The organism is Blastococcus sp. SYSU DS0539, assembly GCF_054050855.1.
Window position 1 is genome coordinate 322,027 of the sequence record NZ_JBJHAF010000002.1, and the last position, 18,464, is coordinate 340,490.

Annotated in this window: 18 protein-coding genes; 9 read left to right on the forward strand and 9 right to left on the reverse strand. The window is 70.6% G+C overall.

Translation table 11 applies throughout. The annotated features are described in order from the left end of the window. Positions 1 to 36: 36 nt before the first annotated feature. The 4 genes from ACI790_RS03780 to ACI790_RS03795 all read left to right on the forward strand — a co-directional run bounded on the left by ACI790_RS03780 (position 37) and on the right by ACI790_RS03795 (position 3,313). Entirely contained in the window at positions 37 to 1,215 is a 1,179-nt protein-coding gene (locus ACI790_RS03780) for a restriction endonuclease (RefSeq protein WP_456568445.1), read from the forward strand. A 101-nt stretch (positions 1,216 to 1,316) separates the two neighbouring features. Then, the gene (locus ACI790_RS03785) at positions 1,317 to 2,207 is read left to right on the forward strand and encodes a nucleotidyltransferase domain-containing protein (RefSeq protein ID WP_456568446.1); all 891 of its coding nucleotides are present in this window, start codon (positions 1,317 to 1,319) and stop codon (positions 2,205 to 2,207) included. 115 nt (positions 2,208 to 2,322) lie between these two features. Then, positions 2,323 to 2,802: a Cap15 family cyclic dinucleotide receptor domain-containing protein gene (locus tag ACI790_RS03790; protein ID WP_456568555.1), complete on the forward strand. Its 480-nt coding sequence runs from the start codon at positions 2,323 to 2,325 to the stop codon at positions 2,800 to 2,802. A gap of 106 nt (positions 2,803 to 2,908) precedes the next feature. After that, a complete protein-coding gene (locus ACI790_RS03795; RefSeq protein ID WP_456568447.1) occupies positions 2,909 to 3,313 on the forward strand; it encodes an ArsR/SmtB family transcription factor in 405 nt (134 codons plus the stop codon). A gap of 587 nt (positions 3,314 to 3,900) precedes the next feature. On the opposite strand, the gene ACI790_RS03800 is transcribed toward ACI790_RS03795, so the two are convergent. The 3 genes from ACI790_RS03800 to ACI790_RS03810 all read right to left on the reverse strand — a co-directional run bounded on the left by ACI790_RS03800 (position 3,901) and on the right by ACI790_RS03810 (position 8,165). Next, positions 3,901 to 5,037 carry a DUF4062 domain-containing protein gene (locus ACI790_RS03800; protein WP_456568448.1) on the reverse strand — a complete coding sequence of 379 codons (1,137 nt, stop codon included), beginning with the start codon at positions 5,035 to 5,037 and terminating at the stop codon, positions 3,901 to 3,903. 510 nt (positions 5,038 to 5,547) lie between these two features. Then, on the reverse strand, positions 5,548 to 7,062 hold the full coding sequence (locus tag ACI790_RS03805; protein WP_456568449.1) for a mannitol dehydrogenase family protein: 1,515 nt from the start codon (positions 7,060 to 7,062) through the stop codon (positions 5,548 to 5,550). An 89-nt stretch (positions 7,063 to 7,151) separates the two neighbouring features. Next, positions 7,152 to 8,165, reverse strand: coding sequence for an aldo/keto reductase family protein (locus tag ACI790_RS03810; RefSeq protein WP_456568450.1), 1,014 nt, complete (start codon positions 8,163 to 8,165; stop codon positions 7,152 to 7,154). A 299-nt stretch (positions 8,166 to 8,464) separates the two neighbouring features. Between ACI790_RS03810 and ACI790_RS03815 the strand changes: the two genes are divergently transcribed. Beyond that, complete coding sequence (locus ACI790_RS03815; protein ID WP_456568451.1) at positions 8,465 to 9,628, forward strand: glycosyltransferase; 1,164 nt, start codon at positions 8,465 to 8,467, stop codon at positions 9,626 to 9,628. A gap of 19 nt (positions 9,629 to 9,647) precedes the next feature. Here the strand turns inward: ACI790_RS03815 and ACI790_RS03820 are convergent, their stop codons facing one another. The 5 genes from ACI790_RS03820 to ACI790_RS03840 all read right to left on the reverse strand — a co-directional run bounded on the left by ACI790_RS03820 (position 9,648) and on the right by ACI790_RS03840 (position 13,832). Beyond that, the gene (locus ACI790_RS03820; protein WP_456568452.1) at positions 9,648 to 10,754 is read right to left on the reverse strand and encodes a zinc-binding dehydrogenase; all 1,107 of its coding nucleotides are present in this window, start codon (positions 10,752 to 10,754) and stop codon (positions 9,648 to 9,650) included. Further along, the gene (locus ACI790_RS03825) at positions 10,747 to 11,736 is read right to left on the reverse strand and encodes a Gfo/Idh/MocA family protein (RefSeq protein ID WP_456568453.1); all 990 of its coding nucleotides are present in this window, start codon (positions 11,734 to 11,736) and stop codon (positions 10,747 to 10,749) included. Before ACI790_RS03825 ends, ACI790_RS03820 begins: the two co-directional genes overlap by 8 nt. A gap of 196 nt (positions 11,737 to 11,932) precedes the next feature. Then, positions 11,933 to 12,649 (reverse strand): spermidine synthase, encoded by a 717-nt coding sequence (locus tag ACI790_RS03830; protein ID WP_456568454.1) that lies wholly within the window; start codon positions 12,647 to 12,649, stop codon positions 11,933 to 11,935. A gap of 5 nt (positions 12,650 to 12,654) precedes the next feature. Continuing rightward, positions 12,655 to 13,152 (reverse strand): MerR family transcriptional regulator, encoded by a 498-nt coding sequence (locus ACI790_RS03835; RefSeq protein ID WP_456568455.1) that lies wholly within the window; start codon positions 13,150 to 13,152, stop codon positions 12,655 to 12,657. A 92-nt stretch (positions 13,153 to 13,244) separates the two neighbouring features. Further along, the gene (locus ACI790_RS03840; RefSeq protein WP_456568456.1) at positions 13,245 to 13,832 is read right to left on the reverse strand and encodes a TetR/AcrR family transcriptional regulator; all 588 of its coding nucleotides are present in this window, start codon (positions 13,830 to 13,832) and stop codon (positions 13,245 to 13,247) included. A 99-nt stretch (positions 13,833 to 13,931) separates the two neighbouring features. Between ACI790_RS03840 and ACI790_RS03845 the strand changes: the two genes are divergently transcribed. From ACI790_RS03845 to ACI790_RS03860, 4 genes are all read left to right on the forward strand, one after another. After that, positions 13,932 to 15,206, forward strand: coding sequence for a flavin-containing monooxygenase (locus ACI790_RS03845; protein WP_456568457.1), 1,275 nt, complete (start codon positions 13,932 to 13,934; stop codon positions 15,204 to 15,206). A gap of 16 nt (positions 15,207 to 15,222) precedes the next feature. Beyond that, entirely contained in the window at positions 15,223 to 16,179 is a 957-nt protein-coding gene (locus ACI790_RS03850; protein WP_456568458.1) for an NAD-dependent epimerase/dehydratase family protein, read from the forward strand. 136 nt (positions 16,180 to 16,315) lie between these two features. Further along, entirely contained in the window at positions 16,316 to 17,182 is an 867-nt protein-coding gene (locus tag ACI790_RS03855) for an SGNH/GDSL hydrolase family protein (protein ID WP_456568459.1), read from the forward strand. Positions 17,183 to 17,240: 58 nt separating this feature from the next. Continuing rightward, on the forward strand, positions 17,241 to 18,098 hold the full coding sequence (locus ACI790_RS03860; protein WP_456568460.1) for a patatin-like phospholipase family protein: 858 nt from the start codon (positions 17,241 to 17,243) through the stop codon (positions 18,096 to 18,098). 11 nt (positions 18,099 to 18,109) lie between these two features. Here the strand turns inward: ACI790_RS03860 and ACI790_RS03865 are convergent, their stop codons facing one another. Beyond that, on the reverse strand, positions 18,110 to 18,403 hold the full coding sequence (locus ACI790_RS03865; protein ID WP_456568461.1) for a flagellar FlbD family protein: 294 nt from the start codon (positions 18,401 to 18,403) through the stop codon (positions 18,110 to 18,112). Positions 18,404 to 18,464 lie beyond the last annotated feature (61 nt).

Consider the following 18,464-nt stretch of genomic DNA (forward strand, 5'->3'; position numbering starts at 1 on the left):
GAGTCGCTAGCGGTTACGGCGTGGCAGGCTGCCGCCGTGGAGCTGAACGACCTCTTGGCAGTCATGGATCGAGCCGCCGCCAACTTGGCGAAGCTTGAGGAGGTCTGGAACCGAGCTGCACCCTTTATCCCAACGGGGCCGGCCCGCGGATCGCATCCCGAGTACGACGATCTCCGAAGGACGTGGGACGACTTGCTCGCCGGCCTTCCCAGGGTGGATGGCTGGACCATCACCGAGCCGCTGCCGGACATCGACGAGGTCGGGCAAGCGTTCCTAGACTATGCGGAGATCAGCGAGCCTCCCTTCGCCGTGCAGGAGGCGGCCAACAAGCCAGCTTCGGACATCGGGGAGTACCGCTTTCGGCTACATCGCGCTCGGCGCCGAGCTGCCCGTAAGCGCCTCGAAGAGCTCACCGCCGATATCGACTCCGCCCTGCCACGCGTCGTCGAGAGCGTCAACACTGTCGAGAGCGAGCGATCCGAGCGCATCGAGGGACCTGACGTAGATCAGGTAGTTGCTGCCGTGGCGGAGATCGAGCGGCTGATGGGCGATAGCGCCCAGCGACGAGGTCGTTGGAGCGACCTGCACCGACACCTGCACTTTGGTGAGGGGCATGATTGGGACGACATTCATACGATGGACTGGCCCAGCGTGCGGGCCGACGTGGAGGCTGCTGGTTTCGGTGACACAGACCCGCTCCCTGTGCCCGACCTCGACCTTGGTGAGGCCGCTGGAGGCCACCTCACCGGCTCGGTGACGGTTGCCTTGCCATGGGATCGACTCGACGACGAGGCCTTCGAGCGGTTGCTCTATGACCTCTTGAGAGAGTTCCCGGAGCATCAGAACGTGCAGTGGCTGATGAACACTCGAGCCCCGGACCGTGGCCGCGACCTGTCCCTCGAGCGCGTCATCCACGACAGCACCGGGGGAGTGCGAACTGAGCGAGTGATCGTTCAAGCCAAGCACTGGCGATCGCGGTCGGTGCCGCCGACGGAGGTGGCCAGCAACGTCGCGCAGACCAAGCTCTGGCCACCGCCCGTCGTTCGTGTGTTGATCATCGCTACGAGCGGGCGCTTCTCGGCAGACGCCGTGGCCTGGGCTGAGCAGCACAACGAGAAGGGGGAGGCGCCCCTGGTTGAACTCTGGCCGGACAGCCGGCTGGAGACGCTGCTTGCGCAGAAACCTCACATCGCCGCTGCTCATCGACTCCGGTAGCCGCTCGCGGCCGCCCCCACGCCTCTGTGTGCCCCGGGAGCTGACAACTTTCTGTGAGCGGGTCGCTCGGAACTGTCATAGGCCTGACGCATGCTGGGGCCATGGGGATTCCGAAGCAGCAACTCGAGACGTGGTCGCATCGCCCTGAACCCTCGCGATCCGCCGAGACCTATGCATCGGTCCGCACGGCGCTGGAGGGTTCAAGTCGCCTCAAGAAGTACGGGCCCAACGTCTATCTCCAGGGCTCGTATGCCAACAGCACCAACGTCCGGGCCGACAGCGACGTGGACGTCGTCTGTCAGCTGACGCAGTCTTGGATCGGCGACATCCAACTACTGGATGTGCCGTCGAGGGTGAGGTACAACGCCTCGTTCGCAAACTCGAGCCTCACGTGGGCGGACTTCCGGCGAGATGTCTTGGTGACCTTGCAGGAGAGATTCTCGCCGCGCCTGGTCAGCGAGGGCACGAAGTGCCTGAAGGTGGCTGCGAGCTCCGGCCGTTTGCCGGTCGACGTATTGGTGGCTCAGGAGTATCGGCTCTACACCGAGTTTTCGAGCGTGAAGCAGAGCTACATCGAAGGTGTGCAGTTTTGGGACACGAGGGGTCGCTGGATCGTCAACTATCCCAAGTTGCACAGGACCTTCGGTGAGATGAAGCAGTCCGAAACGGACGATCGATACAAGGCGATTGTGCGCACTGTAAAGAACGCTCGGCGGCGTGCCGTTGATGACTCGCTCATCTCACGATCGACGTCGCCGTCGTACTTCGTTGAGTGTCTGCTCTCGAATGTGCCCGACGACGAATACGACGGTGATCTGACGGCGGCATACCTGAACGTCCTCATCTGGCTCGGCAAGAACGTCGCGAAGTTCCCGAAGATGCAGTGCCAAAACCGTGTGACGCCACTCTTCGGGCCCGAGTCCACGCAGTGGAACGTTGGTGACGCCGAACGCCTGGTGGATGCCTTGATCGCACAATGGAACAGTTGGTAGCAGGACTGTGCACCCATACTCAATCGACATGGACAAGCGTCTGCGAACAGCCGTCGTGCTATGCGCCATAACTGGCGCGCTAATCGCGCTTGGGTTGGGTCGCTTGTTCGCTGCGATGGGATTCGAGCCACCATGGTGGCTCGACGTCCCAGCGCTGTTCGGCTGCTTCGCTCTAGTTTGGCTTGTATACGATCGCTGGGTATGGCGGTGGAAGCTATTTGGCTCAAATCTCTCCGGGGTGCTTGATCTGGGAGGCAAGTGGACCGGGGAAGTTGTCAGCGATCACAACGGAGGCACCAGGAGTCCGGCCGACATGATTGTCCGTCAGACTGCTACTCGGCTTCTTGTGACGATGACGACCGAGCATTCGGAGTCGCATTCGACCATGGCAGCGCTGTGTTCAAGCCCTGGCGCGAACCAAGGCGTTCGGTACGTCTATGCCAATAGGCCCAGGACTCTGACGCCGGGTACGATGGCGCCGCACGAAGGGATGGTGCGGTTGTCGTTGTCTCACGACAGTCGGGCTCTCACCGGCGATTACGAGGCCGACAGGCACCGCAGCAACACCGGGCGGCTCCGTTTCGTACGCCAGTGACGCCAGGTGGGGGGCTGCGCCTTAGGCGGTTGGCCCAATGATCGCGTGGGCCCCCTGAAGGCGAGCGGAGTAGTTGACTGGTTGGTGCTATCACCGCCATATGACGATGAAATCGCCCGAGGGTGTCTCGCGGGACGACCCTCAGATCGAGACGGCGCGTCTGTCGCCGGCCGCCTCCCTGTTCCACAGCCTGTCCGATCCCACCCGCCTGGCAATCCTGCGGCACCTCAGCCTCGGGGAGCACCGTGTCGTCGAGTTGACCGCCCACCTTGGCCTCGCCCAGCTAACGGTCTCCAAGCACCCGGCGTGCCTTCGGGACTGCGGGCTGATCGACTCCCGTCCTGTTGGTGGTCGCGCAGCGGCGTCCACGAGCTTGGAGACACGCCACGAGACGACAGCTGACGGTCCGTGCCCGGCGCCGCTCGTGGGCTGGCGGTCTGTGATCGATGCCGCTACAGCAGCACGACGCCGAGGTCATTTGCGGCCAGGGCGTGCCTTATCCGTGCCTTAAACACCGGCGAAGGCCGGTGGTCAGCGGTCAATAGGGGTCACCACCGTTAAGGCACGAGAACAGCGCCAACGCCCCACTGAGCTGCGCAGACAGGCATCCGCCCTGGTCGGGAGGTGGAGCGGGTGACCGGGATCGAACCGGCATGGCCAGCTTGCAAGCCAGGGACTCTAAGCGCCATCTTGGTTGGTCAACGACGAGTCAGGCGGAGGCCGTGCCTTCTGCGTGCCTTTCCGCCACATCTCGCGGCCGGCGGCGCGGCTGCTCGCTATCGCTCCGCGCGCTGCCACTCGAGGTGTCGACGACGCTTCGAAGCCCGCCCCCCGCAATGGGCGATTTCGCTGGCCATGGGCACGGTGCTCTCAACGCAGGGATCTCCGCCAGGGACGAACCACGAGCTCCTACGCGGACCACCGAGAGGGCCCGTCGCCCTGCCCGGCGACCGCGATCACGTCGGACCGGAAGTCCTGGGATCCGGATCAGGCACAGTGCAGATCCTCTCGACGAGGCCGCATACTCACAGGCAAAAGAGTCAACCGAACCCTGGGCAGTCCCCTCCTGGGCGGCTTGAGCGGGTTCATGCCGGTACATCACAGCCCCAGCGTCGTGCCGTCGATCGACACGGATGCTGGGTCCAGTTCGTTCACGTAGACCTGCGGCGGCGTCCAGATTGCCCGCAGGCGGCGCGCACCCTGGTGTGAAGGGCCGAGCGCGAAAGAGTCGATCCTCGATGCGGCCTGCTCGGTAACCAGGCGCTCGGAGAACAGCACTCGCGCCACGGGCCGCAGGACGCTGTCGTCCAGGCCCAACCCCCGGAGCGGTGCCAGCGGATCGATCGGCCGCGCTAGCCAACCCATCTGTTGGCTGAGCATTGAGGTGCCGAAGAGCCCGTCGGACAGCGCCCGACGGACCACCTCGTCGGCCGAAACGCCGTTGATGGAGGCGCGCATGTTAGACGCGCGTCGCTCCTGCGCGACCATTGTCAAGCGCTCCTCGTGCGCGATGGTTGAGACGGTCCTCGTCGACAACTCCGCGATCTGCACGGGCAGTGCGGTGTGGGGAGAGGCGAACGGGACACCGCCGGCGCGGTCGTCCCGCAGGCGCACCAGCTCCGCATGGACCGCGTCGCTACGCACTGCGGCCGTGAGCGAGATCGTTCTCCCGTCGTTCACAATCTCGCGGGCACGGAACAGCGTCCTGCCGACGCGCACCCACGGTGCCAACTCCTCAGCCGCCAGCTCCTCCAGACGTCGCCGCACCCGTCGACCGAGGTCCGTCGGGTTACTCCAAGGGCTTGTCGTGTACAGGTTGCGGGCGCTTCGAATCAGATCGCGTTGAGACCCGTCCATCTCGCCCGCTGTCTCACCGTGTACGAAGAGGCACAGCCGCAACCCGTTCCGCTCCGCCTCCAAGAACTCGGCATGGGTCGCCGAGTACCCGTCGGGCATCCGCACGCCGTAGCGCGAGCCCCACATCCCTACGTAGACCTCGGCGCTGCGAACACCCGAGAAATAGACCTGCTCGGCCGAGATGTCCTGCGCTCCGAGATCCTCGAACATCACCGCCGTCGCCCCGACCGCCTCGATCGCTGCCCGCACGGCGGCGCGCTCGTCGGGCATGTCGGTGATGAGGCTGGACACGAATACCCGTCGGCCGCTCGCCCACGCCCTGACATCCTCGTCGGAGGCGGCCTGGGATGCCGAGCGCTGGTCGATCAGCAACGACACGTCATCCATGGTTCCAGTCCATCACGGACCTGGTCAGGCGCCGAGCGCACACGTCAACCGCAGGCTTCAGGGGCGAGCGCGCCAGCCCGCCGCCGGGCTTCCGGGGATCGCCGCAAAGCTCCATTGGCCACTGTTCTCGCGCCGTGAGACGCGCCAACCATTGGCGTCTGGTTGCAATTTTGGTTGCAGTTGACTCGGATCGATCTTGGTTCGCGCTTGTTCGCCGCCGTCCAGCGATGCAGTGAATCCCCTGCTCAACAGGCCTTTCCGGACTTCGGCGGACTTGTGCGAACTCTGTCAGGTCGGCCTGGCAGTGTGGGGGTCAGGGGTTCGAGTCCCCTCAGCTCCACCCGTTCCACTCAGGCCGCTCCTCCACCCGGAGGGGCGGCCTGAGTCGTCTCTGGCTGCAGTTCGCCTGCTCTCACCTGTCAGCAGGATGGCGCCCGTCCGGTCGGCTGCCTCCCGCGCGAGGGCCGGGATGACGTGTCCAGCGGGCCGGCGATCGGGTGCTCAGCCTGTGCCGGCGGGCGCATCGACGAGCGTGGCGAGGGTGGCTCGTGCGCCGCGTCCACGGAGGACCGCCAGCGCCTGTCGGTAGGGCGTCACGAATCGCTCGTCGTCCACCAGGTCGCCGAAGATGCTGCGGTCGGCGATGAAGGCGAGCGGGTCCTCACCCAGCCGGCGGGCGTTGGCCCGAATGCGGTCGGCATGCCGGTCCACGAGCGGGATCGGCCGGCCGTGGTCGTCGTGCCCTTCTGCGAAGCGGGCCCAGCTGGCGACGACGGCCGTGGCGCGGTGGACCTCTCCGCCGTCGGCCAGGCGGGCGCGGATGACCGGCAGGACGTACTTGGGGATCAGCGCGGACGTCTGGGCGCACAGCCGGGCCACCGTGTCGCGGACGGCGGTACTGCTGAAGCGCTGCAGGAGGCTCCGTTTGTAGTCCTCGAGGTCCACCCCCGGCACGGCGGCAAGGGTGGGGGTGACCTCGCGATCCATGTAGTCCCGCAGGAAGCGGGACCACAGCGGGTCCTGGCATGCGTCGTGCACGAATTCGTAGCCGGCCAGGCGCGCGAAGTAGGCCAAGGCCTGATGGCTGCCGTTGAGCAGTCGCAGCTTCATCACCTCGTAGGGGGCGACGTCGTCGACCAGTTGCACCCCGGCGTCCTCCCAGGGCGGGCGTCCGGCGGGGAAGCGGTCCTCGACGACCCACTGGGCGAACGGCTCGCACACCACCGGCCACGCGTCCGCGACGCCGAACCGCTCGCGGACCAACGCCACGTCGGCGGGCGTGGTCACCGGGGTGATCCGGTCGACCATGCTGTTGGGGAAGCTCACTTCCCGTTCCACCCAGGCTCCGAAGGCCGGGTCTCGTAGCGTGGCGAAGGCGGTGAACGCCCGCCGGGCGACGTCGCCGTTGTTCTGCAGGTTGTCACAGGAGAGGACGGTGAACGGCGCGAGTCCGCGGTGCCGGCGGCGGGCGAGGGCCTCGGTGACCAGACCGAAGGTGGTGCGCAGAACCGCATCCGGAAGGAGGTCCCCCCGGATGTCGGGGCTGGTGTCGTCGAAGGCGCCGGTCACCGGGTCGGAGTTGTAGCCGCGTTCCGTGATCGTCAGGGACACGATCCGGGTCTCGGGGTCCGCCATCCTCTCGACCACGGCCTCGGGGTCGTCCGGCGCCAGCAGATACTCGACGAGGGAACCGACGACCCGTGGTTCCAGCGACCCGTCCGGGTGCTTCACCACGAGGGTGTACAGCCCCTCCTGCGCGCTCAGGACCTCGTGCATGCGCCGATCCGAGGGCAGGACGCCGACTCCGCAGATGCCCCAGTCGAGGGCCTTGCCGGCGTTCATCAGCCGGTCGGCGTACATGGCCTGGTGCGCGCGGTGGAACCCGCCGACGCCGATGTGCACCATGCCGGTGCGCACCCGGCGCCGGTCGTAGGACGGAATCGGGACCGTCGGCGCGAGGGAGTCGAGCGTGCTGGGGTTCAGGGGCGTCGACGTGAGCCCAGGACCGTGCGACACACCTCAACCCTAACGTGAAGTAAGAGTTGCCGCCGCGCCGCTTCCCCGAGCTGACGGCGGGCACGGCCCGCCGGCTCCGTCGCGATGCGTTACGCCGCCGGTTCCCTCGCCGCCTTGTCCGCGGGCAGGAAGACGGTCCTGGGGTCGCGTTCGACGACGTCGCCGAGCACCTCGTCGACGCGGGTCATGACGTCGGCATCGAGTCGGATCCCGGCCGCCTTGACGTTGTCGTGGACCTGCTCGGGGCGGCTGGCGCCGATGATCGCCGCGGCGACGTTCGGGTTCTGCAACACCCAGGCCAGCGCCAGCTGCGCCATCGTCAGGCCCAGATCGTCGGCGATGGGACGCAGCCGCTGTACGCGGACGAGGACGTCGTCGGCGAGGAATCCCTCCACCTGGAAGCCGACTCCGGTGTGGCTGGCCCGGCTGCCCTCCGGTGGCTGCTCCCCGGGCCGGTACTTGCCGGTGAGCACTCCTTGGGCCAGCGGCGACCAGACGATCTGGGACAGCCCCTCCTCCTGGCAGGCCGGGACGACGTCGGCCTCGATGACCCGCCACAGCATCGAGTACTGCGGCTGGTTGCTGACCAGTTGCACCTTCAGCTCGCGGGCCAGGGAGGCCGCGGCCGCGATCTGATCGGCTTGCCACTCCGAGACGCCGAGGTAGAGCACCTTGCCGGCCCGGACGAGGTCGGCGAAGGCGGTCATCGTCTCCTCCAACGGGACCGTGGGGTCGTACCGGTGCGCCTGGTAGAGATCGATGTAGTCGGTACCGAGTCGCCGGAGTGACGCGTGGCAGCTCTCGGTGACGTGCTTGCGGGACAACCCACGGTCGTTGGGGCCCGGGCCGGTCGGCCAGTACACCTTCGTGGCGATCTCCAGACCCTCACGGCGCTGGCCGGCGAGCGCGCGGCCGAGCACGGACTCGGCGGCCGTGCCGGCATACACGTCGGCGGTGTCGAACGTCGTGATCCCGACGTCGAGCGCCGCCTGCACGCAGGCCACAGCGGCGTCCTCCTCGACCTGGCTGCCGTGGGTGAGCCAGTTGCCGAAGGCGATCTGCGAGACGTTCAGGCCCGACCGGCCCAGTCGACGGAACTCCACGCCGCCCGACCGTAGTCGCAGCCACGCGACCCGGCCTGCGGAGACGGCGCCGACCACCCACTCACCGAGCACCGGGCGGGTCCAGGGAGCGGGTGCTGTTGCGTGATCCACGTCTCCCGGCCATGGTGCGGCCAACGAGAGCAGAGAAGAGGTGGTCGATGGCGACCGCGACCGACGAAGCGGCTGACGGCGTCGACCCTTCGGCGACGGGGGAGTCGTCTCCCGCATCCGGGTTTCCGGCGTGGCCTCGGCGGCGGCTGTCCATCTGCCTCTACACACCCTCGGTCGATCCCTCCGGCATGGGCGCGCACATGCTCGACCTGGCTGCAGAGTTCCGGTCGACGTCCGACGTCTCAGTGCTCTGCTGGGGGACGGCGAGCGGGCGCCGGGTCCTCGACCGTGCGGCGGCGCTGGGGGCCGTCACCTGCGCTCTTCCGCCTCCGCGAGACCCCGGGTTCGGTCAGGCCGTCGTCGACTTCCTCACCGCCCATCCGGCGGACGTGTTCCACATCCACGTCGGCAGCGGGCGGGAGAACTTCGACGGCGCCCGGGCGGCGCGTCGAGCCGGCGTGCCGGCCGTCGTGCAGACCCAGCACCAGCCGTGGCTGCTGAACCCGCGGAAGCGGGCCGCGTTCTTCCGCGCCATCACCGACGTGGACCGGCTCATCGCCGTCTCCGAGGGCGTGCGGCTCACGCACGAGCGCATCGGCGTGCCGGCCGAGCGGCTGGTGACCGTCCCGAACGGCATCGTTCCCCGAGGGCCGGCTCCCGGCCGGACGGCCGCGCGGGAAGCGTTGGGTCTGCGCCCCGACCATCTGGTGGTCATGAACGTGGGCCGGCTGTTCGTGCAGAAGGGGCAGCGCAACCTGGTCGCCGCGATACCCGACCTCGCGGCACGGTTCCCGGACCTGGCCGTGGTCATCGTCGGCGGCGGCTACCTGGCCGATGATCTGGGCCGCCAGGCGGCCGAGCTCGGCGTGGCCGACTTCCTCCACCTGCCCGGCCACCGGAACGACGCACGCATGCTGCTGGATGCCGCCGACGTGTTCGTCCTGCCGTCCCGGCAGGAGGGCATGCCCCTGGCCGCGATCGAGGCGATGGACGCCGCGCTGCCCGTGGTCGCCACCGACGTCATCGGATCGGCGGAGGTGGTCACCTCCGGGGTCACGGGGACGCTCGTGCCGCCCGAGGACCCGCGCGCCCTCGCCGAGGCGGTGGCCGAGCTGCTCGCCGACCCGGCCCTGCGACAGCGGTACGCGCTCGCCGGGCGCCGCCGGTACGTGGAACTGTTCACCGCGCGCCGGATGGCGCAGGACACCCTGCGCGTCTACGAGGACGTCCTGACGTCGCGCCGAGCGCCGATCCGGAGTGTCTGCGGTCGTGCCGAGGCGGCTGCCGAACCGTCCGCCCGGTCACTCGCTGTGCGCGGCGACGAGGAACCCGCCTTCCTCACGCCGGAGTAGGCGACGACGTTCCGGTAGGTCAGCCGGGCCCGAAGTGCAGCACCGCCTGCAGCGGTGGGCTCGCCAGCCGCCGACCTGCCAGGTCGGCCAGGAAGGCGGGGCCTTCCTCGAACGGGAGGACGTCGGTGATCAGCGATGTGCGGATCTGCTGGCCGCGGTCCCGCAGGAGGTCGAGGGTGGCCGCCGCGAGCGCTGTGCGCGTCCAGGCGGTAGCCATGCCTCGTGGCACGCGGCCGATCTGCGCGCAGACCAGCGCCAGGCCGTTGTGGTGGAACTCCTCGCCCAGCCGGACGGCCTCGGCGCCGGCTTGGTAGAAGCCCAGGTCCACCACGACACCCTGTGGCCGCAGGGCTTTCAGCGCCGTGGCCAGGGCGATGTCGTGCCCGCGGCACTGCAGGACGACGTCGGCGCCGGCGTCCCCGGGACCGTGCCGCCAGCGGCGCTTCACCTCGAGCCAGCCACGGCCGTCGGCGTCGTCGACGGCGTCGAGGCCCAGGGACTCGGCGACCGCGCGACGCTCGCCGGACGGCTCGGCGACGGCCACCGCCGCCGCGCCGTGCCGGACGGCGAGCAGGGCGGTCAGGAGCCCGATGACGCCGGCACCGGTGACCAGCACGTGGCGGTCGCGCACGCCGGCGTCGAGCGGAGCGCCAGGTCCGGCGAGGGCCGCGGCGGCATGGAGCAGGCCGTTGACGCAGATCGGCCCCATCTGCGCGAGGTAGATCGCCAGCAGCGGGTCGAGATCGTCGGGCACCGGGATCACCGTCGTGCCGGTCGGATCGGCGCAGCGGCCGGTGCGGTGGCCGTACGCCATGGCCACGCGAGATCCCACGGGGAGGGCCTCGGCGTGGCTCTCGGTCACCCGGCCGACCTCCATGTAGCCGAGGCTCCGCTTGGGGTAGCCGTCCGGGGCGCTGATCCCGAAGGACCGCAGGTCCGGGTGCCAACCCAGCCGGTGGTGGGGGTCGGTGCCGCGGACGAGGGCGACCTCGGTGCCGGCGCTGATCCCGGACCACTCGGTAGCCACCCATGCCTGCCCCGGTCCCGGCTCGGGCTCCGTGTCGTCCAGCAGCACGGGCTGACCGGGCCCCGCCACGCCGATGGAGCGCACGCGCCGCTCAGCCATCGACGTCGCCGTCCGTCAGCCGCACGGGCCCGCCCTGACGGGCGGACCGGTCGGCGGCGCAGGCCAGGGCGTGCGTGCGGAGCGCCTCCTCGTAGGGGACACGGACCTGCTGCACGCGGCCGAGCAGGACGTCGACGAACTCACGGTCCTCCGTGGCGATCGGATTCTCCTCGGACCGCAGGACCTCCTCGCCGTCGGCAGTGACCACCCGGAGTTCGTGGTCGGTCAGCCCGCGCTCGGAGAGCTCGATGACGCGCCCGTCCGCCACCACCTGGAGGGCGACCCGATGCCGCCAGCCGAGCACGCGCGCCGAGGAGATGCTGCCCACCGCGCCCGAGACGAACTGCAACAGCGCGGTGGCCGCGGTGGCAACGTCTTCCGGCCCGTCCGGGGCGCTCCGCTCGACGGCCGCCACCGTCTCGACCTCCCCCGCGAACCGGCGAGCGAGGTCGAAGATGTGGGTGGTCTGCTCCACCACCTGGCCGCCGGAGTACGCCCGTTGCGACCACCACGGGACCGGCGGCGTCTTGTCCAGCCAGTAACCGGTGAGGAGTTGCGCGGGCTCCTCGGCGAGGAGGTCCGCGGCACGGTGCACGAGGTCGAGGTGCCGCCAGTGGTAGCCCACCGCGGTCGTGAGCCCGGTCCCGGCCAGCCGGTCGGCGATCCTCTCCGCGGCCGGCAGATCGAGCGCGAGTGGCTTCTCGACGAAGAACGGCAGCCGGCGGTCGATCGCCGCGAGCTCGAGGGCCCCGTGGGCGAACGGCGGAACGCACAGCCAGACCGCGTCGAGATCCTCGGTCTCCAGCAACGTCAACCCGTCACCGTAGGGGCGTGCCCCGTACCGGGTGGCGGTCTCCTCGGCCCGCTCCGGTTGGGTGTCAGCGACCGCCACGATCTCCACGTCGGGCAGGCCGGCGAGCGCCCGCAGGTGCTGGCCGGCGATGAAACCACTGCCCACGCAGGCCACCCGCAGCCGCGTCACGCCGGGCCCCCGCCGTCCACCGCGACCTCCTCGCCGCCGACCATCCGCCGGGGTTCGGGCTTCCACGCCTCCCCGACGGTGCATGCACTGCGGGGCCTGTGCCGTGCAAGTTACCGGCTGAGTCCGTCGGTCGCGCGCTGTGCGCCCTGGACCCACGTGGTGGCGCCCCGGTCGACGAGCTGCCCGGCGCGCGGCGTCAGCAGGGCACCGTCGCCAGGTAGACCGTGTTGGTCGCCATGCGGTCCTGGAGGGGGTTGGGAAAGGTGACGATCTCTGCGGCCACGTCCACGAAGACCTGCCGGAGGACGGCCAGGTAGTCGTCATCGGGTGGATCGTTGGACCAGAGCGCGAAGACGCCGCCCGGCCGGATGCGCCCGGCCAGGCACCGGCTCCCGGTCAGCTCGTAGAAGCCCGCGCTGCCGTCGGCAAGCAGGTGCCGGGGTGAGTGGTCGATGTCGACCAGCACGGCGTCGAACACCCGGTCCGGCAGTGCCGGGTCGAAACCGGGCCCACGGGTCATCGCGAAGAAATCGCCGTGCACGAACCGGCAGCGGTCGTCGCCGGTGAGCACAGGGCCGAGCGGGACCAGGCCTCGCTCGTGCCAGCGGATCACCGGCTCGAGCGCATCGACGACCACCAGGTCACGCACGCGCTCGTCGGCGAGCACGGCCTGGGCGGTGAAGCCGAGCCCCAGTCCACCGACGGCGACGTCCAGATCCGATCCGCGCAGTCGGTCCAGGGCCAGCCGGGCCAGCTCGATCTCGGCCACGGTGAACAGTGAGGACATGAGGAACTCGTCGCCGAGTTTCACCTCGAAGATGTCGATGCTGCTGCCGGGGTCGCGGCGGCGGCGGAGGCTCACCTCGCCGATCGGGGTGGGGCGCCGATCGAGCTCCTCGAACCGCCGGCCCATGGGTGTCAGCGCTGGGTCCGGAGGTGTCCCGCCAGATCGTCGGCGAAGCCCTCGGCCACGGCGAGCTGGTCGCGGAGCGCCGTCACCCGCGCGACGGCGGCCTCGTGGAACATCCGCAGTCTGTGGAGCAGCTCCGCCCTGCCGGTCGTGGCGTGCTCCAGGTCGTGCAGCAGCGCGAGCAGCTCCTGCATCTCCTCCAGCGAGAAGCCCAGTGGCTTCATCCGCTTGACCACCTCGAGCCGGGCGACGTCGGCCTCGCTGTACAGGCGGAATCCGCCCTCCGAGCGGGCCGTCGGGACGACCAGGCCGTTCTCCTCGTAGAAGCGGATCGTCCGCAGGCTCAGGCCGGTGCGCTCGGCGACCTGCCCGATCTGCATCAAGTCGCCCCGGGGAGTCGCCGTCACGACCCCTTCATAGACCATGTCGCGGGGGCCGGCCCCGCTCGTCTCCTCGGTCTCGAGGACCCCGGGCCGTGGCACCACGAGCGTCCGCACGGTGGTCACCGGTGGCCCACCCCGACGGTCGTGCCGGTGCGTGCGGCCTCGGCCACCGCCCAGGCAGGCGCCCTCCAGGCCGCGTAGCGCGGGCGGTGCGGCTACCTGCCGATGCCGGTCAGCAACATCGACCAGAAGTGGTCGGCGACCTCGTCGGTGGACAGCGGTCCGCTGCGGCTGAACCACTGGTAGGTCCAGTTCGCCAGCGACAGCACCGCGAGGCTGGTCATCCCGGGGTCCACGTCGCGGAACTCGCCGGCCTCGTTGCCGGCCGCGACGACGTCGGCGACCAGCTGCCGGTAGCGGGAGCGCTGGGCCGCGACCGAAGCGCGGGCGTCGGCGGGGAGTTCCCGGTAGCTCTCGAAGAAGATCCGCAGGTAGCCCGGGTGCGACTCCATCAACCCGATGACGTCGCGCATCATGGCCCGGAGCTCCTCGCGCGGTCCGGGCCGCTCCGCCTCGAGCCGGTGCAGGTGGCGGTCGATGACGACGGTCATCAGCGTCCCGTGCAGCTCGACCAGGAGCTCGTCCTTGCTGCGGAAGTAGTGGTAGAGCGACGCCTTCCGAATTCCGGTTCGTTCCGCGATCGCCCGCATCGACGTCTCGTGATAGCCGTGCCGGTCGAAGAGGTCCGCGGCGACCTCGATGATCTGGGCACGCCGCGGATTCGTGGCTCCGACGCTGGTCACGAGGTCGCAGGTTACCAGCGCGTTGACAGGCCGACGCCGGTCTCACTAGCCTTCCGACTGGCCGGTAGGAATGGCAGACGCACCTGAGAGCGGTGATCCGTGAAGGTCTGCATCATCGGCGCGGGCGCCTCCGGCGTGACGGTCGCCAAGAGCCTCCGGCAGCGCGCCGTCGACTTCGACTGGTTCGAGAAAGGGTCGGCGCTCGGCGGGCTGTGGCGCTACGACAACGACAGCGGGACGTCGTCGGCGTACCGCTCGCTGCAGATCGACACCAGCTCGCGCAGCCTCGCCTATCCGGACTTCCCGGTGCCCCGGGACCGGCCGGCGTACCTCCGCGCGCGCCACGTCCTGGAGTACCTGGAGAGCTACGCGGCCGAGTTCGGCGTCGCGGACGCGGTGCAGACCTCCACCGAGGTCACCTCGGTGGAGCAGCAGGGCAGTCGCTGGGTGGTCACCACCGACCGGCACGGTCCGCGGGTGTACGACGCGGTCGTCGTCGCCAACGGGCACCTGAGCGTGCCCCGCCGGCCGTCCTTCCCGGGGACGTTCGCGGGGCAGGAGTTGCACTCCCACGACTACCGGACGCCGGAGCCGTTCAGCGGCCAGAGCGTCGTCGTCGTCGGCATGGGCAACTCCGGCTGCGACATCGCCGTCGACCTGGCCCGCGTCGCCGGCCAGGTGCACCTCTCCACGCGCCGCAGCGCCTGGATCCTGCCCAAGTACCTCCTGGGCGTGCCGACCGACCGGTGGTCGGCGTTCCTGACGCGCCGGTTGCGCCTGCCGACGCCGCTCGCCCGGAACCTGGTGAAGACGCTCGCCCGCGTCGCCGTCGGACCGCAGGAGCGGTTCGGCGTGCCGAAGCCCGCGCACCCGATCCACCGCGAGCACGCCACGATCGGCCAGGAGCTGCTGCAGTACGTCGCCTACGACTGGATCCGGGTGCGGCCCGACATCGCGTCGCTCGACGGCGGCGAGGTCCGCTTCACCGACGGCACCAGCGCGACCGCGGATGCGGTCATCTACGCGACCGGGTACGACCCGTCGTTCCCGTTCCTGCCCGCCGACCTGGTGGCGAGCGCGGAGGACGGCGGGCGTCTGTACCGCAGGATCGTGCACCCCGACGCCCCCGGGCTGTACTTCGCCGGCCTGGTGCAGCCCGTCGGCCCGACGATCCCGCTGGTGGAGATCCAGGGCCGGTGGATCGCCCGGGTGCTGTCCGGGGACGTGGCGCTGCCCGGCGGCGAGGCGATGGCGCGGGAGATCGCGGCGCACCGCCGCTGGGTGGAGGCGCACTTCGTGCACTCGGCGCGCTACCGCCTCGAGGTCGACTTCCGGACGTACGCCGGACAGCTCCAGCGCGACATGGCCGGCTGAGGCCCGAGGAGGAGACATGCACGTGCTCGTCACCGGTGGCACCGGGATCATCGGCAGCCTGACCGGCCGCACGCTCGCCGGCCGGGGCCACCGGGTCCGGCTGCTGGACGTCGCTCCGGATCCGGTGGCGGTGGCGCGGAACGGCGGGGAGGTCGGCGGCGTCGAGGTCGTCGCGGGGGACGTCCTGTCCTTCGGGGACGTCGGCGCAGCGGCGCGGGACGTGGACGTGATCGTGCATCTGGCCTACAGCCTGGGAGAGGCCACGAACCGGCGCCCGTACGCCGCCACCCAGCTGAACGTGCAGGGCACCGCGACGGTGCTCGAGGCGGCGCGGCTGTTCGGGGTGCAGCGCGTGGTGCTCGCCAGCTCCATCGCCGTGTACGGCTCCGACGGGGCGTATGCGGCCGCGGAGCTCCCGCTCACCGAGGACGCCGCTCCGCGGCTGGCCCCGGGCATGCCGCTCTACGGCGCCGGGAAGCTCTACCTCGAGCAGCTCGCCCGGGTGTACCGCGCCACCCACGGTCTGCTGGCCGTGGGGATCCGGCCGAGCCCCGTCTTCGGACCGGGCGGGGTGCGCGGGGTGTCGGGCTGGCTCTCCCGGGCGATCGAGGGAGCCGCCACGGGGCGGATCGTTCCGGTGGACCGCGGCGATGCACGGATGAGCCTGGTCCACGTCGAGGACGTCGCCGAGCAGCTCGTCCGGCTGGTCGAGCTCGACGCGGCGGCGTTCGGCGACCGCCACTTCTTCAACACCGGAGGCGATGCGACCACCATGCGGGAAGTCGCCGCGCTGGTCCAGGAGATCGTGCCGGAGGCCCGGCTGGAGGTCACCTCGAACGGGGAGCCGGACGTCGCCGGCCTGGCCACCCAGGTGTGCGGCTCGGCCCTCGCCGAGCTCATCGGCTACGAACGACGCCACGACCTGGCGTCGGGCCTGCGGGCGCACATCGAGGCGACCCGCACCGCCGCGTGACCGCCGGCACCGGCGGTCGCGCTCGGGAGTTCCGGCCGGGGCGACGCGGCGACGGGGTATCTGTGTGAGCCGCGTAACCCCTGGCGGGTTCGCCCGTTGTTCCGCGCACAGTGCCCCCACCTGAACTGGAGGAGACGTGCGTCGTCTCGCTGCCTGCATCGTCGCCGCCGTGGCCGTCCTGGCCGGCGTCGTGGTCACCCCCCTCGCGCAGGCGACGCCGTCCCCGCTGAGCTACGTCGCCCTCGGCGACTCCTACAGCGCCGCGTCCGGGGTCCTGCCGCCGGACCTCGCCGCGCCGCCGCAGTGCCTGCGGTCGATCCGCAACTATCCGCACGTCGTCGCCGGGACCGTCGGCGCGCAGCTCACCGACGTCACCTGCGGCGGCGCCGACACCGGCGACTTCTTCGCCGCCCAGTACCCGGGCGTGGCCCCGCAGCTGGACGCGCTGGGCGCCGACACGCAGCTGGTCACGATGACCATCGGCGGCAACGACAGCAGCGTCTTCATCAACTCGATCCTCGCCTGCTCCACCGCGGGGCTGACCACCCTCGGCACGGGCAGCCCGTGCAAGGACCGCTACGGCTCCTCCTTCGAGGACACCATCCGCAGCACCACCTACCCGGCGCTGGTGGAGACGCTCAGGGCCGTCCGCCAGGAGGCCCCCCGGGCGAAGGTCGCGATCCTCGGCTACCCGTGGATCGTGCCCGCGAGCGGCGGCTGCTTCGACCGCATGACCCTCGCCGAGGGCGACATCCCCTACCTGCGCAGCCTGCAGGCCACGCTGAACGACGCGGTGGAGCGCGCGGCGGGTCGGACCGGTGTCACCTACGTCGACATGAGCCGGGCGTCCGACGGCCACGACGCCTGCCAGCCGATCGGCGTGCGCTGGGTGGAGCCGGTCCTCCAGGGCACCAACGCGGTCATCGTGCACCCGAACGCCCTCGGCGAGGCCGCGATGGCGGCGCGGACGACCGAGGTCCTGCGGCTCGACCGTGGTCGGTGACGGTCCTCCCGTTACCGGGACCGCGGTTCCGGGAGCGTCGAGCACGGAGGTGGGCCGGATGGCCGGTCGGGGCAGCGGGCGGGCGCTCGTGCTCGGGGGCGGCGGCATCGCCGGCATCGCCTGGGAGATCGGGCTGTTGGCCGGGCTGGCCGAGCACGGCGTCGACGTGCGGGACGCCGACCTCGTCGTCGGCACGTCGGCGGGCTCGATCGTCGGCACCCTGCTCCGGGGGGAGAAGGACCTGCAGTCCCTCTACGCCGCCCAGTCCGCGCCGGTCACGGCCGCCGAGCCCGACGTCGAGTTCGACGCGACGGCGATGATGACCGCCTTCGCCGAGGCACTGACCGGTGCGGCGGGGGAGCAGGACGCCCGGGCCCGCAACGGGGCGCTGGCGCTGCGGGGCAGCGACGTCCCCGAGGCGGAGCGGCGGGCGATCATCGCGGGCCGGATCGGCGAGGTGGACTGGCCGGCCGGCCGGCTCGTGGTCACCGCCGTGGACACCGCCGACGGCTCCTTCGCCGCCTTCGACGCCGGCTCGGGGGTGCCACTGGTGGACGCCGTCGCCGCCAGCCGCGCCGTTCCCACGGTGTGGCCGCTGATCACCATCGGCGACCGCCGGTACATGGACGGCGGGATGCGGTCGGCGACGAACGCCGATCTCGCGGCCGCTGCGCGAAGGTCCTCGTCGTCACGCCGTTCGCCGGCATGGCGGGCAGCCCGATGGGCCCGGACCTCGCGCGGGAGATCGAGCTGCTGGGCGGGGGCACCGAGGTGGCACACGGTCCTCGCCGACCAGTCCGCGCTGCAGGCCTTCGGCACCAACCCGCTGTCGCCGGCGAGCCGGCAGCCGGCGGCGGCGGCCGGGCGGGCGCAGGCCGAGGCGGTCCGGGCCGAGGTGGCCGCGTTCTGGTCCTGAGCCGGGCCGGTTCAGTCCCGGCCGGCGCTCCGGCCCGGAGCGGTGGAGGACGCGGCGGCGATGCGGCGGGCCAGCCGGGTGGCCGCCGGCATGGCGGCGTAGCCGTCGACGAGCTTCGCGCGGGCCGCGAGCGCCCCGGCACGGTGCGCGGCGATGGAGCGCAGGACGTCGTCGAAGTCGTCGTCGACCACGTAGTGCGTGCCGTCGACGAGGTGGACGACGGTGTCGCCGTGCCGCTCGATGCGCTCGATGTGGTCGGGGTCGACGGAGAAGTGCTCGCCGTTGCGGCAGGTCACTGCGATCACCTGAGCGGTCCTCTCGCATCCGTCGGCCCGGGGGCCGGTGGACCGGCCCGGGCATCGGTCC